Origin of the sequence: Atrimonas thermophila (assembly GCF_045864955.1) — a bacterium.
In the GTDB taxonomy this organism is placed as follows: Bacteria; Atribacterota; Atribacteria; order Atribacterales; family Thermatribacteraceae; genus Thermatribacter; species Thermatribacter velox.
Window position 1 is genome coordinate 425448 of sequence record NZ_AP028803.1, and the last position, 14272, is coordinate 439719.

The 14272-nt window shown below is 47.2% G+C and carries 14 protein-coding genes and 1 CRISPR repeat array; of the genes, 10 read left to right on the plus strand and 4 right to left on the minus strand.

Annotated elements, in window-relative coordinates:
- The first annotated feature begins 25 nt into the window (after positions 1 to 25).
- The 6 genes from ACKTT1_RS02305 to amaP all read left to right on the plus strand — a co-directional run bounded on the left by ACKTT1_RS02305 (position 26) and on the right by amaP (position 5048).
- Positions 26 to 1288 carry an ABC transporter substrate-binding protein gene (locus tag ACKTT1_RS02305; protein WP_412710037.1) on the plus strand — a complete coding sequence of 421 codons (1263 nt, stop codon included), beginning with the start codon at positions 26 to 28 and terminating at the stop codon, positions 1286 to 1288.
- Between the two features lie 79 nt (positions 1289 to 1367).
- Complete coding sequence (locus tag ACKTT1_RS02310) at positions 1368 to 2240, plus strand: carbohydrate ABC transporter permease (protein ID WP_412710038.1); 873 nt, start codon at positions 1368 to 1370, stop codon at positions 2238 to 2240.
- Complete coding sequence (locus ACKTT1_RS02315) at positions 2237 to 3079, plus strand: carbohydrate ABC transporter permease (RefSeq protein ID WP_412710039.1); 843 nt, start codon at positions 2237 to 2239, stop codon at positions 3077 to 3079. The genes ACKTT1_RS02310 and ACKTT1_RS02315 overlap by 4 nt, the downstream gene beginning before the upstream one ends.
- A gap of 243 nt (positions 3080 to 3322) precedes the next feature.
- A complete protein-coding gene (locus ACKTT1_RS02320) occupies positions 3323 to 3871 on the plus strand; it encodes an N-acetyltransferase family protein (RefSeq protein ID WP_412710040.1) in 549 nt (182 codons plus the stop codon).
- Complete coding sequence (locus ACKTT1_RS02325; RefSeq protein ID WP_412710041.1) at positions 3868 to 4446, plus strand: Rad52/Rad22 family DNA repair protein; 579 nt, start codon at positions 3868 to 3870, stop codon at positions 4444 to 4446. The genes ACKTT1_RS02320 and ACKTT1_RS02325 overlap by 4 nt, the downstream gene beginning before the upstream one ends.
- Positions 4443 to 5048: an alkaline shock response membrane anchor protein AmaP gene (gene amaP / locus ACKTT1_RS02330; protein WP_412710042.1), complete on the plus strand. Its 606-nt coding sequence runs from the start codon at positions 4443 to 4445 to the stop codon at positions 5046 to 5048. The genes ACKTT1_RS02325 and amaP overlap by 4 nt, the downstream gene beginning before the upstream one ends.
- On the opposite strand, the gene ACKTT1_RS02335 is transcribed toward amaP, so the two are convergent.
- The 4 genes from ACKTT1_RS02335 to ACKTT1_RS02350 form a co-directional block, all read right to left on the minus strand.
- Positions 4974 to 5606 carry a methyltransferase family protein gene (locus ACKTT1_RS02335; RefSeq protein ID WP_412710043.1) on the minus strand — a complete coding sequence of 211 codons (633 nt, stop codon included), beginning with the start codon at positions 5604 to 5606 and terminating at the stop codon, positions 4974 to 4976. The two genes, amaP and ACKTT1_RS02335, sit on opposite strands and share 75 nt — an antisense overlap.
- A complete protein-coding gene (locus tag ACKTT1_RS02340; protein WP_412710044.1) occupies positions 5555 to 6580 on the minus strand; it encodes an AIR synthase family protein in 1026 nt (341 codons plus the stop codon). The genes ACKTT1_RS02335 and ACKTT1_RS02340 overlap by 52 nt, the downstream gene beginning before the upstream one ends.
- Complete coding sequence (locus ACKTT1_RS02345) at positions 6522 to 6995, minus strand: polymer-forming cytoskeletal protein (protein WP_412710045.1); 474 nt, start codon at positions 6993 to 6995, stop codon at positions 6522 to 6524. Before ACKTT1_RS02345 ends, ACKTT1_RS02340 begins: the two co-directional genes overlap by 59 nt.
- 127 nt (positions 6996 to 7122) lie before the next feature.
- A complete protein-coding gene (locus tag ACKTT1_RS02350) occupies positions 7123 to 7980 on the minus strand; it encodes a helix-turn-helix domain-containing protein (protein WP_412710046.1) in 858 nt (285 codons plus the stop codon).
- A gap of 152 nt (positions 7981 to 8132) precedes the next feature.
- On the opposite strand from ACKTT1_RS02350, the gene ACKTT1_RS02355 reads away from it, so the two are divergent.
- The 4 genes from ACKTT1_RS02355 (at position 8133) to ACKTT1_RS02370 (ending at position 14020) form a co-directional block, all read left to right on the plus strand.
- Complete coding sequence (locus tag ACKTT1_RS02355; protein ID WP_412710047.1) at positions 8133 to 9143, plus strand: sugar ABC transporter substrate-binding protein; 1011 nt, start codon at positions 8133 to 8135, stop codon at positions 9141 to 9143.
- Between the two features lie 121 nt (positions 9144 to 9264).
- Positions 9265 to 10415 (plus strand): IS3 family transposase gene (locus tag ACKTT1_RS02360; RefSeq protein WP_412710048.1). Its coding sequence is split into 2 segments (ribosomal slippage): positions 9265 to 9514 and positions 9514 to 10415, totalling 1152 coding nucleotides; the frame shifts between segments, so codons are not numbered across the junction.
- 82 nt (positions 10416 to 10497) lie between these two features.
- Positions 10498 to 12211: direct repeats of the CRISPR family, unit length 30 nt; unit sequence GTTTCAATCCCTTATAGGGAAGCTACAAAC.
- A 786-nt stretch (positions 12212 to 12997) separates the two neighbouring features.
- Positions 12998 to 13471: a helix-turn-helix domain-containing protein gene (locus ACKTT1_RS02365; protein WP_369017733.1), complete on the plus strand. Its 474-nt coding sequence runs from the start codon at positions 12998 to 13000 to the stop codon at positions 13469 to 13471.
- Between the two features lie 294 nt (positions 13472 to 13765).
- Positions 13766 to 14020 carry a hypothetical protein gene (locus ACKTT1_RS02370; RefSeq protein ID WP_412710049.1) on the plus strand — a complete coding sequence of 85 codons (255 nt, stop codon included), beginning with the start codon at positions 13766 to 13768 and terminating at the stop codon, positions 14018 to 14020.
- The last annotated feature ends 252 nt before the right edge of the window (positions 14021 to 14272 follow it).

Here is a 14272-nt window from a genome sequence, read left to right on the forward strand (position 1 = left end):
ATAATCCTTGAGGAGGTGTGTAACAATGCGAAGGGGTATTGTGGTTACTGGTTTCCTGCTGGTAGTTTTGCTCCTCTTTTCTGCTCTGGCAGGGGCACAGAAGGTTACCCTTAATGTGTGGTTGATGAAGCAGGCAGAAGTGGAATTGATTAAAGCTCAGGAAGAAGCACTGCAGCAGTTTAAGGGGCTGTATCCCGAAATCGATGTGAAATTCACGGTTTTCCCCTACAACGAATACCGGGACAAGCTTCTGGTGGCGGCTGCAGCAGGCAATCCGCCTGATGTGTCAGTGGTAGACCAGATCTGGAACCCAGAATTTGCTGCTGCAGGGTTCATAATGCCTCTTGATGAATTTGTGGCTCAATCTGAAAAGGTGAAGAAAGAAAATTATTTTGCGGGAGCCTGGGATTCGGCTGTTTTCAAAGGAAAACTCTATGGAATACCTTTTGACGTTGGTGTTTGGGCACTTAACTATTACAACAAAGATTTCTTCCGCAAGGCGGGTTTGGATCCTGAAAACCCACCGGTTACCTGGGATGAGTTCTACAGCGCTGCCGAGAAGATGACCACCGAGAATCAGTGGGGAACAGCGCTTTGGGTAGGTAAAGGTGATGCAGTTCAGTGTATTACCGATGCCCTGATTTTCTCAAACGGTGGCTCCATCCTCGATGAAACCTTTACTAAGTGCACCCTTGATCAGCCCGAAGCAATTGAGGCTATGAAGTTCTTTAAAAAGCTCCAGGCAGTCAATCCTCCGGGAGAAGTATCCAGGACCGAGGAAGACTCCTTCCAGCTCTTCACTGCGGGCAAGGTGGGTATGTTCTGGTATGGTGAGTGGGGTCAGGATACCATCAACGCCCGGGCACCGGAGATGGATTGGGCTTGCACCAATTTCCCCAAACCGGAAGATGGTGAATCCATTGGAACTTTTGGCGGATGGAACATGGTAATATATGAAAAATCTGCTGCCAAGGAAGCAGCCTGGAAATTCATCGAGTTCTGGACTAGTAGAGAAATTAACGAAAAAGTATCCTCACTGACTCCTGCTAACATTGAAGCAGCAAAAGCTTTCTTGCAGAAAAAAAGGAGATTCCCGGAAGTCATTTTTAAGCAGCTGACCACGGCTCTTTACCGGCCGATTTTCCCCAAATACCCGGACCTTGCCGAAATCCAGAGAAACGCAACCACGGCCATCCTACTGGGAGAAAAAAGTGTTGAGGACGCGCTCCGTGAGGCCACCAAGCAAATTGACGAGCTCCTCAATGAGTACTACTCGAGTCATCAGTAAATCCTGAAGGCATCGGGCAGCTGGGGCAGGGTTTTTTGCCCTGCCCCTTTTTGAAAAGCGCAAAAGGGGTGTGCGAGCGGTGAAAAAGGACTGGCTCTATGGATATGGATTTGCATTGCCTTCTATCGTGCTTTTATTCCTCCTGGTCATTTATCCTTTGTTGGGCACTTTCCAGCTCAGCCTTTACGATGTTTCCTTGACTTCAAGTCGCTATCTGGGGCTTTCAGGTGCGCTTGATAAGCTTTTGAGTACTCGGATGCTTGCTCTGGTATTTAAGAATTCCATTATCTGGACCCTCCTGGTGATTCTTTTTCAATTCCTGTTGGGTCTGGGTTCAGCCGTCCTCCTCAACCAGTCTTTTCCCGGGAGAGCCCTTCTGCGGGGAATAGTCATTCTGCCCTGGGTCATGCCTGGAGTTATCGCCGGTATGGTCTGGAGACTGGTTTATGACCCCCAACTCGGTCTTCTTAATCATTATTTGCAGGTTCTCGGTATTATATCCAAACCTTTTACCTGGCTCAGCGACCCGAAATGGGCTTTGTATGCAGTTATTTTTGCAGCTATCTGGAAGGGCTTCCCCTTCTCAATGCTCATGTACCTTGCTGGCCTGCAAACCGTCCCTCCTGACCTTTTGGAAGCTTCTGAAATCGATGGCGCCAGTGCTTACCAGCGCTTCTTTTATGTCGTTCTCCCGGTCATGAGGCCAATAATCGTAACCACCTTGCTTTTGACCTTCATCTGGACTTTCAATTACTTCGAGCTCATCTATGTTATGACTGGAGGCGGCCCAGCTGAGCGGACTCATATTTTCCCGACCTATGTCTATGACCTTGCTTTCAAGCGTTTTCGCTTTGGCGATGCTTCCAGATTTGCCGTGCTGGATTTCCTCTTTCTCTTGGTTTTCAGCTTGATTTATGTGAAGTTGACCTTTAGAAAGGAAGAATCGCTATGAGCAATCGCCACAAAAATAAACTGTACTATGCCAGAGTTTACCTGTTTGCGTTTCTTCTGGCTGTTTTTGTCCTCTTTCCCATTGCGGTGATGGTTTCTATGTCTTTTAAGGCTCCTGACGAGCAGTTCACCTCCCCTCCTTACCTGTGGCCTAAAAGGCCAACTTTTTCCAATTATCTCCACGTCATTGGCCGGGGTTCCCTGTTTTTGAGGTATTTTTTAAACAGCCTGCTTATTGCGGCCTCATCCACGGTTATCGTGCTTGGCGTGGCCCTTTTTTCCTCTTACAGTTATGCACGCCTGCATTTTCCGGGAAGGAATTTCTTCTTTGTCCTCATTTTGCTGAGTCAGCTTTTTCCACTGGCGGCAATCATCGTTTCCCTGTACAAGCTTATGAGTCAATTCCGCCTCATAGACACCTACTGGTCTTTAATCATTGCCTACCTAACTTTTTCCGTCCCGGTCGGTGTATGGCTGCTCCGGAACTTCTTTCTGGGCATTCCCAGAGAACTTGAAGAGGCAGCTATGATTGACGGATGCACCCGTCTTATGGCTTTCTGGAAGGTCATCGTTCCCTTGGTCCGTCCCGGTCTGGGGGCAACTTTTGCCTACCTTTTCTTCATAACCTGGCAAGAGTTTATGTTTGCCCTCACGTTCATCACCAGCGAAACTAAAAGGACACTTCCGGTGGGTATATTTGATTATGTGGGTCAGTATGAGACCAATTGGGGTAATCTTATGGCTGCTTCCGCTTTGATCTGCATTCCCGTATTTATATTGTTTATGTTTGTTCAGCAGCAGTTGGTCGGAGGTCTTACCCGGGGGAGTATAAAGGGATGATGCTGAAAAAAATATAGAATGTTTGTGTTAAGTCGTTTTCTCTTCGAGAGTGTTTGCTGCTGATATCTGCTATTTTGAGTGAGAAAACCTGCATAGCAAAAAGCTTTCTTCTTGCGGGGCTTCTTGTACCATCTTCCTTTCAAGGGGTTGTAAGCAGGAAAACTGGTGGGTTATCCTTCTCACTTTCACTTGATTCTCAACACCGGCTTTTGAGGCTATCGCAGGATTTAACTCCTTTTCACATTGCCTAAAAAGTCTTACAATATAAAGGCCATGCGAGAGAAGACCTATTGTGTTCGGAAAGCAAAACCGGAAGACCTTGCTGCGGTGACGGCCATTTACAACGAGGCGGTGCTCAATAGCCTGGCCACTTTTCACATTTTCCCCCGTTCTGAAGAGGAGCAGAGGAAGTGGTTTGCCGAGCACGATGAACGCTACCCGCTTCTGGTATTCGAAGAAGAAGGGGAAATCCTGGGCTGGGCTTCCCTGAATCCTTACTCTGACCGAGAGGGTTACCGCTACACGGTTACTGATTCGGTGTACGTGCGCCGGGACAGCCGCCGTCGGAACATTGGCTTTGCCCTGCTTTCGGCGCTCATCGCCCATGCCCGAGAGCTTTCCTACCATTCCATTCTGGCTTTCATTGCTCGCGAGAACTTAGCGAGCATAATGCTCCATGAAAAAGCGGGGTTTGTGCGGCGAGGTGAGCTCAAGGAAGTGGGCTACAAGTTTGGGAGGTTTGTGGACGTTGTGGTGTATCAGAAAATGCTCGGGGAGGGTGATGGGGAATGAGGAATCGGGAGATTCTGGAGCGCCGCTTCACCAAAAAAGAAGTGAAAACCCGCCCTGGACCAAGCGGTGAGGAGCTCCACTATGTGGAAACTGCCTCAGTTATCCAGCGGCTGAACGAGGCCTTCGACGGCGACTGGTCTTTTGAAATCAAAGAGAAGGAGATTGACCTTGAAAATGGCTACATCTGGGTCTTAGGAAGGTTACAGTGTGAAGGTGTGGTGAAAGAGCAGTTCGGCTTCAAAAACATTACCCTGGATGCATCAGGTAAACCTCTGGACCTTGGCTTTGACCTCAAAGCTGCTGCTTCCGATGCGCTCAAAAAGTGTGCCACACTTTTGGGAGTGGGCCTTTACCTTTACCAGGAAGAGGAGGAGCACGGCGAGCGAGTGGCCCGCCTGGCAACTGAAAAGCAAAAAGCTTTTATCCGTGACCTTTTGCGGGCTCAGGGTAAAAAAATCGATGAGGAGAGGATTGCTCAGCTCACCAGCCAGGAGGCATCAATTCTCATCGATAAGCTGCTTGCAGGAGGGAGCGCCAATCAGGTTAAAAAGAAGGAAAAGGAGGGAGGCAAATGAAGCCTTTCTGGGGTAAATTTTTCACCTTCCTGGTGGGAATTATTCTGGTTTTTTTGGGTGTTGAGCTTTTGCTGCTTGTTCTAGGGATTATGCCGGTGCTTTCCATTCAAAGAGTGATTGCTGCAGCTTATCTTTTCTTTGCCCGGGGTCTTTTGCAGCAGTTTGTGGGTGTTCTGCTGAGTGCGCTTTTCCTGATTGCAGCCTGCTTTGTGTTTCGCCTGCTCCTTTTGCGCAGGAAGGAGGAGCATCTGGTTTTTGACACCGGAGAGGGAAAAATCCGCATTTCCTTTGCTTCCATCAGGGCGCTTACCCGCGAGGCTCTCAAAGATATACCAAGTATTGTTTCCATCGACCCCCAGGTAGAAAGCGCTGCTCAAGGCCCTTCAGTGGTGGTCAAGCTCTTAGTTAAGCCGGATACGGTGATTCCAGAGCTTTCTTCCCTGGTCCAAAACCGTATCAAGGAGCGCATTGAGCGCCAGACGGGAATTGTGCTACACGATGTGCGGCTTTTTGTGGACCTTGCTCCCTCAGAAGAGGTGGAAGCGGTTCAAGAAAGAGAAAAGGGAAGTCCCCCGGAGATAGAAAAGGAGTATCACCAGTAAAAAGGTAACCAGGGTGTGAATTTCGCTGGTTAGAAATGCATGCCAGGAGAAGGGCGAGTGCTTCCTGTTCGGGTAGGGAGTGAGCCGGGGAATGAGGCGAGGCACCGCTTCTGCGTATTTTTGGTATTCGCTCCCGAAACGCTCGCTGAGAAAAGCCTCTTCAGCGCTCACGATGAAACCGTAAAGCAGAAAAAGAAACGGAATGAAGAATAAAAACCAGAAAAGCTTCCCGGAGAGAAAGACTACCCCGCTTCCTATTATCCCGTTGGCAAGATACAGAGGATTACGCAAATGGGCGTAAGGCCCACAGGTGAGAAGCTCCCGCACGTTATGCATCTTGCCCCGGTGGGCTTTGATATAGCCAGCGCACCAGGCACGAAGAGCAGTGCCTGCAACGATCAAAAGAATCCCGGTTTTGAAAAGCTGCGGAGTGGGATGGGCAGAGAGAAAAACCAGGATTCCCAGCGCTCCCCAGAGAAAGCCCCGGCGAGGGAAAAGGGCAGTACCTATTCTTTGCGCGTAGCTTCCATGATTTTCCAGAGTGCGTCCTGAGGACATTCCCGTATTTCCTCCTCTTTTCCATTTTTGCGCTTAATACAACGAGTGTCTTTTGCGGTGACTTTGCCGATGCAGGAGGCAGTGATGCCTTTTTCCCGCAAAGCAAAAAGGAGTGGTTCGGGATGGTCGGTGAAGATGAGCAGCGAGCCGCTTCCAATCAAGGTCAGGGGGTCAATCTGGAAATGGCGGGCCAGAGCTTCGGTTTCCGGGTACACGGTGACTTTTTCCTCTTCAAGGTAAAAACCGCATCCTGCTGCTTCAACCGCTTCCCATACGCCACCCAAAATACCTCCCTCGGTGGCATCATGCAGGCAGTGTACCGGAAAGGTAAGAGCCACTCTCCCTTCTTCAACCACGCTGATTTGCTCCATCAGGGACTGAGCCCGGTGCAAAAGCTCTTCTGGAAATACCGCGCGCAGTTTTTCTTCCTTTTCCCGGGCCAGAATGGCGGTGCCCTCGATGCCGGCGCCTTTGGTCATCAGGATGTAGTCTCCGGGCTGAATGCGGGTAGGGTCTGGCGGCGGGTCACAGAGCACCCTACCCACTCCGGCGCAGTGGACAATCACCCGACTCACCGCATCGGTAATTTCGGTGTGTCCGCCCAGAATGCTTATTTGCAGTTTACGGCAGGTCTGGTCAGTTTCTTCCATGACCAGAGCCACTTCCTGAGGGGTGGTGAGGGGAGGGAAGAGCAGGCTGAGCAAAACCCCCACCGGCTCGGCTCCAGCACATATCAGGTCGTTGGCTACCACATGCGGTGCCAAGGTGCCAATTCCCTGGGCAGTTCCGGTGATGGGGTCGCAGCTTAGTGCAAGCAGTACTTCTCCCAAACGCAGGATGCCGCAGTCCCGCCCCACGGATCCTGCAAAAACCACTTCCGGGCGCTCTGCTCCCTGGTGCTTGAGTACCAACTTTTCAAGAAGCTTGGGGTCCAGCTTCCCCAGGTTGAGTTTCGCTTCCCTGAGCTTTTCCATGGTTTTCGATGACCACCTTTCCCTTGAGTTTCCCCCCACTTTCTGCCCATAAAGCCCGCACGAATATATCTCCCTGGAAATCCCCACTGGAGGGTAGGTAGAGGTAGTTGGCACGCACTATGCCCCGCATACTACCGGCAAGGTAAACAAAATCGCTTTTTACTTCTGCGATGACTTTTGCTCCTTCGGCAACGTAAAGCACCGGACAAAGGAGGACACCCCGCAACTCGCCTTCAACACGCACCAGCCCTTGGGATTCAATCTCACCCCGAAGGAGTGCCCCACGAGGGATGAAAAGGTCAAGCAAAAAAGCATGGAGCGCCTTTTCCAAGGAAACCTTCTTTTCGCGCTTTTCAAACCAGCGCCTGCAGAGCGCTTCCAGATTGTCAATTCCGCTTTGCAAAGGATTGGGCACCTTTCACCTCGAGCTTTTTGCTTACAGGTTATTTTACCGCTTCTTGGGGGATATTTTTCCTTTCAGAGAGAAATTTTATGGTTTAAAGGGATTTGGTTTGGTCGTATTCGCGTGATCAGGTTGCCGACTATCCGGGTTGGCGTTCATGGTCTGCATCTAACAGGTTGATCTTCCGCCAGGCGGAAGGGCAGATACCTATGTTTTTTCGAAAGATTTTGGCAAATTGTTGAGAACTCCCAAAACCTAACTCCATGGCTACGTCGGTTATGGAAAGCTCTGGATGAAGCAACAGACATTTGCTGCGTTGAATTTTGAGGGTATTGAGGTAATGTTTAGGATTTACCCCTGTATATATTTTAAAGAGCTTGCGAAGGTACTGTGGGGAAATACCAAATTTTTTGGATACTTCCTTTACATGATTCAGGTTGTGGCTTTGAGATTGTAAGAACGAAAGTATTTCTTTTATCAAATTTTTTTGTTGCGGCGAAAGATTTTTATGTGAAGAAGATGGAGTATTTCTTAAGAGAAAAATAGTTAGTCCTTCAACAAGTATGCGGCATTGAGTTTCGGAAAAAGGCAAATTCGAGGCTAGTTCCTTCTGTAATTTGTAGCAGTGTTCCAAAAAAACACTAATTCCAAGATCTGTGGTTTGAAAAATTCCGATGGGGGGAGCATTAACAAGGTGGCGCAGGAAATCACCATCAAAATTTGGAAATTGGAGGACTACAAATTCTACACCTGCTGGTTTCTGAGAGAGGAAACCATGGGCGATTCCGCTGGGTATGAAAAACACGTTACCAACCTGAAGACGATGTTCTTGTTTGCCTAAGTGTAAGGTGCAACATCCGGATTTTATGAGTGCAAGTTCACACTGCAAGTGGCGATGTAACGGCATTTGCCAGCCTGGAGGATAAGCGGGTTCCAGGATTACTGTATAGTAGTTTTTATGGTTGAAGTAACTGGTTTGAAATTGTATGGCGCTCATGGGTAAGGTTTACCGATCATAGATTCTTTTTGAACACAAATATTTTACTATTAAAGATTCTTTTTTGACACATAAAAGAGCGAAAAATTATCGCTTCGTACGAAAAGAGTTGAGTACAGTAAACGTAAACCAAGAAGCGAGGAGGAGTTTGTATGAGAAAATTGGTTGTGTTGGTACTTTTGTTACTCTTAGTTTCGGCATTAGTTGGTGAATCTTCGCTCTGGGCCAAAAAACTTACCTATGGTTATGTTACTCCAGGTCCCGATACCTGGTACCGCAAAGACGTGGAGGGTTTTCAATATGCGGCAAAGCTCGCTGGTGTGGATGTTGTGGTATTAAATTCTGATTACGACACAGAAAAGGAAATTGCCAACATTAAAACACTCATCGATATGGGTGTCGATGGGATGTGTATTTTTTCTTTCAACCCTAATGGTGCGACCATTGCTGCTCGGGAGTGCGAAAAAGCGGGCATACCTCTTGTGGTGACTGACAATGTTGGGCAGGTTCTGAAGTCTGATTACGACGTGGTGGCATGTATCGATTTTGATTGGAAGGCTATGGGAGAAAACGTTGCGAACTATATTGCCGAACATTACCCTGGAGAAAAAATAGCGGTAATTATGGGACTTTTTGAGCACGTCCCGGTGCAGATTTTCCGCCAATCTTTTGAGCCCAAAGTGGCTGAGCTTGGCAAAAACGAGATCGTAGCTGTACGGGATGGAAAATACACACCTACTGTTGCCGTTGATCAGGCACAGGACTTGATCGAATCGGGTTATGACTTTTCTATCCTTTTTGTTTTTAACGAAGAAATGGCAGCTGCTGTGGTCCGCATGCTTAAAGCCAGGGGGCTTCTCAATAATCCCATTAAGGTTATTAGTACTAATGGAGCTCCTTATGGTATTGAACTTATCAAGGAAGGGAGCATTGTATATTCCATTTCTACTTCTCCCGGTTGGGAAGGATTCATCTCTTTCCTGGCGCTTCATGCCTATACCCAAGGTCGGATTGCTGAGAAGAACCAACAAATCCTGCTTCCCAACACACCCATTACTCCAGAAACCATTGATGACAAAAAGAAGGTTATTCCATGGGATATCGATCCAGTATGGATAGAACTTACTAAGGAATACTTTCCTCAATATGATGGTCTCTATTAGAGCATGAAAAAGGGGTGGTGACGAACCACCACCCCTTTGCTGAAAGGAGATTGAAAGTGGACCTCCCCCGGTTTAGTGGAGGCAAAGAAAAGAGTGTATAATCGACTGGGGGTGTAAGAAAATGAAAAGAAGGCAGTATGATCGAGAGTTCAAGCTGGAGATTCTGCGTCTCGTTCAGGAAGGAAAACAAACTGCCGCACAGGTTGCCAGGGATTTCGGTATTCGAGAAAATCTCATTCATAAATGGAAAAGGGCTTTTGCCGAAGACCCAATGAATGCTTTCCCTGGTAAAGGGTCTCTCAAACCGGAAAATGAGGCCATCCGTTGCCTCGAACGAGAGAATGCCATCCTGAGAGAAGAACGAGACATATTAAAAAAAGCCTTGGCCATTTTCTCAAAGACACCAAAATGAAATTCCAGTTCATGGATAACCACCGCTCTATATTCTCGGTGGAGAGAATGGCCAAAGTCTTGCAGGTTTCGGTGAGCGGATATTACGCCTTTCGAAGGAGAGGTGAATCGAAGAGAGCCAAAGCCAATCGAGAACTCCTTATGGCCATCAAGAGGGCTTTTGAGGAAAGTAAAAGTACTTATGGGAGTCCCAGGATTACTGCTTTCCTCAAGAAGAAGGGCTATGGGTGTAGCAGAAACCGGGTAGCCCGGTTGATGAGGAAGTATGGCTATGCAGCACGAACTCGGAAGCGGTATCGGGTCACCACCAATTCGGCTCATGCCTTCAAGAAAGCTCCCAATCTGGTAGATCAGGGATTCCAGATTGGGAGACCAAACGGTATCTGGTGTTCCGATATCACCTATATCCCCACGAAAGACGGGTGGCTGTATCTCTCAGTCATCATGGACCTCTACTCCCGGAAAGTGGTAGGTTGGGAGGCCAACGAGAGACTGAACCAGGAACTCACCCTCCGGGCCCTTCAAAAAGCTCTGGAACGGAGAAAGCCTGCTTGTCCCCTTCTCCATCATTCTGACCAGGGTATTCAATACAGTCATCCAGTATACCAGGATTGCCTTGAGAGACACGGGATAATCCCCAGTATGAGTCGCAAGGGAAACTGCTACGATAATGCGGTGGTGGAATCATTCTTTAAGACCCTAAAGACAGAACTCATCGGAAGAGAAAAATACGAGACCCGAGAAGAAGCAAAATTGAGTCTTTTTGCCTACATTGAGGGATTCTATAACTCAAGGAGACTTCATTCAGCATTGGGGTATAGGAGTCCAGAGGAATTTGAAAGACAATACGAGTTAGGGTAACATAACAGTGCCTCCACTTTTTCGGGGGAAGTCCAGCTACAAACTGTAAAAGTAGAAAGTAGAGAAACTTCTCAATTATTATGTTTCAATCCCTTATAGGGAAGCTACAAACAAACCTACACATACTACACACTGCAAGCCGTTGCTCTTGTTTCAATCCCTTATAGGGAAGCTACAAACCCATTATGCCCTTTGGGAAAGCGGAGGAGGAAGTTCGTTTCAATCCCTTATAGGGAAGCTACAAACTTTGTGAAAGTACTCCGTGTGAGTGGGTTTAGAGAAGAATTGTTTCAATCCCTTATAGGGAAGCTACAAACGCCGATGGCTCTCCTCTCCCTGATGCCGTTCTCAGGTTTCAATCCCTTATAGGGAAGCTACAAACTTGGGGTCTTGCTCCTTCGGGAGTATAGCAACTTTAGGTTTCAATCCCTTATAGGGAAGCTACAAACTGCTCTCCCTGACTACCTGCGCATGTATGTTCCCCTTGTTTCAATCCCTTATAGGGAAGCTACAAACTGGGTGTATCGCCTTTGCTCAGAGTACATTTGACGGGTTTCAATCCCTTATAGGGAAGCTACAAACACCATTGAATTCCCACTTCTTGAAGTTCTTCCTTGGTGTTTCAATCCCTTATAGGGAAGCTACAAACTCGGGGAGTACAACGTTTGGCTCCTTGCCGGTCTCTTGTTTCAATCCCTTATAGGGAAGCTACAAACATAGAAAATGCAGACACAGAAAACGCACAGAAAGAACAGGTTTCAATCCCTTATAGGGAAGCTACAAACAGGAGTTCTTTCCCTATCATTGAGCTATCAAGTCCGCGTTTCAATCCCTTATAGGGAAGCTACAAACCAAGCCGCTAAAGGCAATCGCTTTCGGGAGGGTTTCAAACGTTTCAATCCCTTATAGGGAAGCTACAAACTTCTATATCTGCATACAGAATTCTCCAGAAAACTTTGGTTTCAATCCCTTATAGGGAAGCTACAAACGATGAATGTTACAGCGGTGGTAGGCAGAGTTATTAGGGTTTCAATCCCTTATAGGGAAGCTACAAACAATTGCTCTATAAGCTATGTTTCTCTGCAAAAATGTAGTTTCAATCCCTTATAGGGAAGCTACAAACGCTCTCGAAAATCCTCTGTTCTTTGTTCAGAATTATGGTTTCAATCCCTTATAGGGAAGCTACAAACGAGGTCCATGTGGCTATGGCGACGACCTGTATTCACGGTTTCAATCCCTTATAGGGAAGCTACAAACGGTCTCTGCGGAGCTGTAAGTAGCGTTCCAGCGATACAGTTTCAATCCCTTATAGGGAAGCTACAAACTAGTAATTTTTAAATATGTTTCTGGGTTCCCAGTGTTTCAATCCCTTATAGGGAAGCTACAAACTCTGTTGTTTCTGTTTCTCTGTTTTTCTGTTGTTTCGTTTCAATCCCTTATAGGGAAGCTACAAACGGGCAGAGCCCCTACTCCCAGCCCTCTTCAAAGAGGGCTTGTTTCAATCCCTTATAGGGAAGCTACAAACAACAGAAAAAATAGAAGAAATAGAGAAAATAGAAGAAAGTTTCAATCCCTTATAGGGAAGCTACAAACTACATTTTTGCAGAGAAACATAGCTCTATGGGCACGGTTTCAATCCCTTATAGGGAAGCTACAAACATTCCCGAGGAGGAAATACAGGAGCAACTGCAAAAGGGGTTTCAATCCCTTATAGGGAAGCTACAAACCCCAAGAAGGGGCTCTCCGATACGGCTAAAGCAAGGCTTGTTTCAATCCCTTATAGGGAAGCTACAAACCCGTAAAAGGGTTATAAATAAAGGCTTTTTAAAATCGATATTCACTTGTCAAGGTGCGTATCTGAAACCATTAAAACATGAACTAATCCCCATGTCAAGAGACTTACAACCCATTTTCATTTTTCTGTCGATCCCCAGGGGTTTTCCGGTTACCGGACATCGACAGAAAAATCACCCCGCATTGACCCCCAAAATACCCTCAAACCCCCACCGAAAGCCCCAGAGAAGCCAAAATACCCTAAAACCCGCATGAAAACTCAATCAGAGACCAAAACAGCACTATTTCGAGAAGCATTTTCTGTCGATGTATTGGAAGCAAGAAAAGAAAGGTCTTCCAGAAAGAGAAAAAGTTCAAAAATCGTGAAAGAAGGAGGTGTTGAAATAAGGAGATGCCGAAATAAATTCGGCATGACGGCGAAGTTGTCAGTTTGGGATGATCAAAACATGAGATCCCGAAACAATGGGATCCTGAAACAAGAGGTGCCGCAACAATGAGATCCCGCAACAAGGAGATCCTGAAACAAGGAGATGCTGAAACAATGAGACCCTGAAACAAGTCCAGGGTGACGGCTCCGCCGTCAGTTCAGGGCGGCACTGACAAGGCCGGCACCGATTCAAGGCGGTACCGAGAAAACCGTTGCCGGTTCAGTATGCTGAAACAGTGAGACCCTGAGGTTCGCTTCTGAAAGCGCTTCATCGGTTTTGTGTTACGGTTCCACTGATAAAGTTCAGATACATGTGAAACAGGTGGAGGAGAGAAAAGAAAGGAGGTAAGTAGACAAAAAGGTGCGGGGTCCTTTATCCTGGGTTTGGGAAGAAAAACTTAAGGATAGAAAGGAGGACCCCACACCTGTTACGAAGCTTAGCTCATACAGCAAGAAAAGTCTACAGGTTCATGGCACCGGTGTGTCAATGAGCATAGGCAACATCATTCCCTTCCCGACGAAAAAGCTATCAAAGATTAAAGACATTTCAAGGGAAGCGAAAGTAAGGCTTGCGTTTTTGGAATTTGCCCAAAACCACCCGGTATCTGTAACCTGCAGGCGATTCGGGATATCGAGGTCAACCTATTACAGGTGGAAGAAGAGGTTTAATCCATACAACCTGGGAAGCCTCGAAAACGAGAGCAGGAGGCCCAAGCATGTCAGAAAGCCGTCATGGTCGGTAGGGTTGGTGGAAAGGATTCGGGAATTAAGAAAGAAGTACCCGAGGTGGAGGAAAGCAAAACTGGCTGTGCTCATAAAGGGAAGAAGGGTTTGATGTTTCTGAGTCGACGGTAGGGCGATCATAAGCTGTTTTAAAGCGTAGGGGTGTTTTAAAAGAACCGGTAAATAAGGTCAAGGTGAGGAGGATACCAAGGAAACGGATATACGCCATAGGCAAGCCGCAAGAATACAGAGTGGAGAGGCCTGGGGATTTAGTTCAGATTGACACATTAGACATAAGGCCTGGACTTGGATGCGTGTATAAGCAATTTTCGGCGAGTGACGTAGTATCGAAGTAGTCGTTTCCAGACGAAGGAAGGCAGCGACGGCTTATTTAGCCAAGGAGTTTTTGGAGGAGCTGATAAGGGAGAGCCTGTTTGGGATAAGAGCTATACAGGTAGATGGTGGGAGCGAGTTCTATGCCGATTTTGAGCTTGGGTGTAAAGAGTACAGTATAAAGCTGTTCTGTTTACCGCCGCGGAGTCCGAAGCTCAACGCGGTGGTGGAGAGGCTCAATAGGACATACAGGGAAGAATTTTGGGCTGGTTATGATGGTGAAAATAAACTTAAAGGTGATGTGGCCGGAATTAAAGGAAGGGACTAGGAGAGTTTATAATCAAATTAGACCGCATCAAAGCCTGGGATATTTAAGCCCCGCCCAATATCTACAGCGATACGCTGCCGCCTACTGTCTCACATATGTTGAACTAGTACATCTACTGTGTGCTCTTCCTGAGCTTCGCCCACCATTTTTCTCTTATTCTTTCAAACTGGTAAGAGGTGAGATGATTTGCTCGCAAGTGATGCGGCAAGGAAACCTACGGTTTTAGTCGTTGGTAGCTGACTCAGGATACCG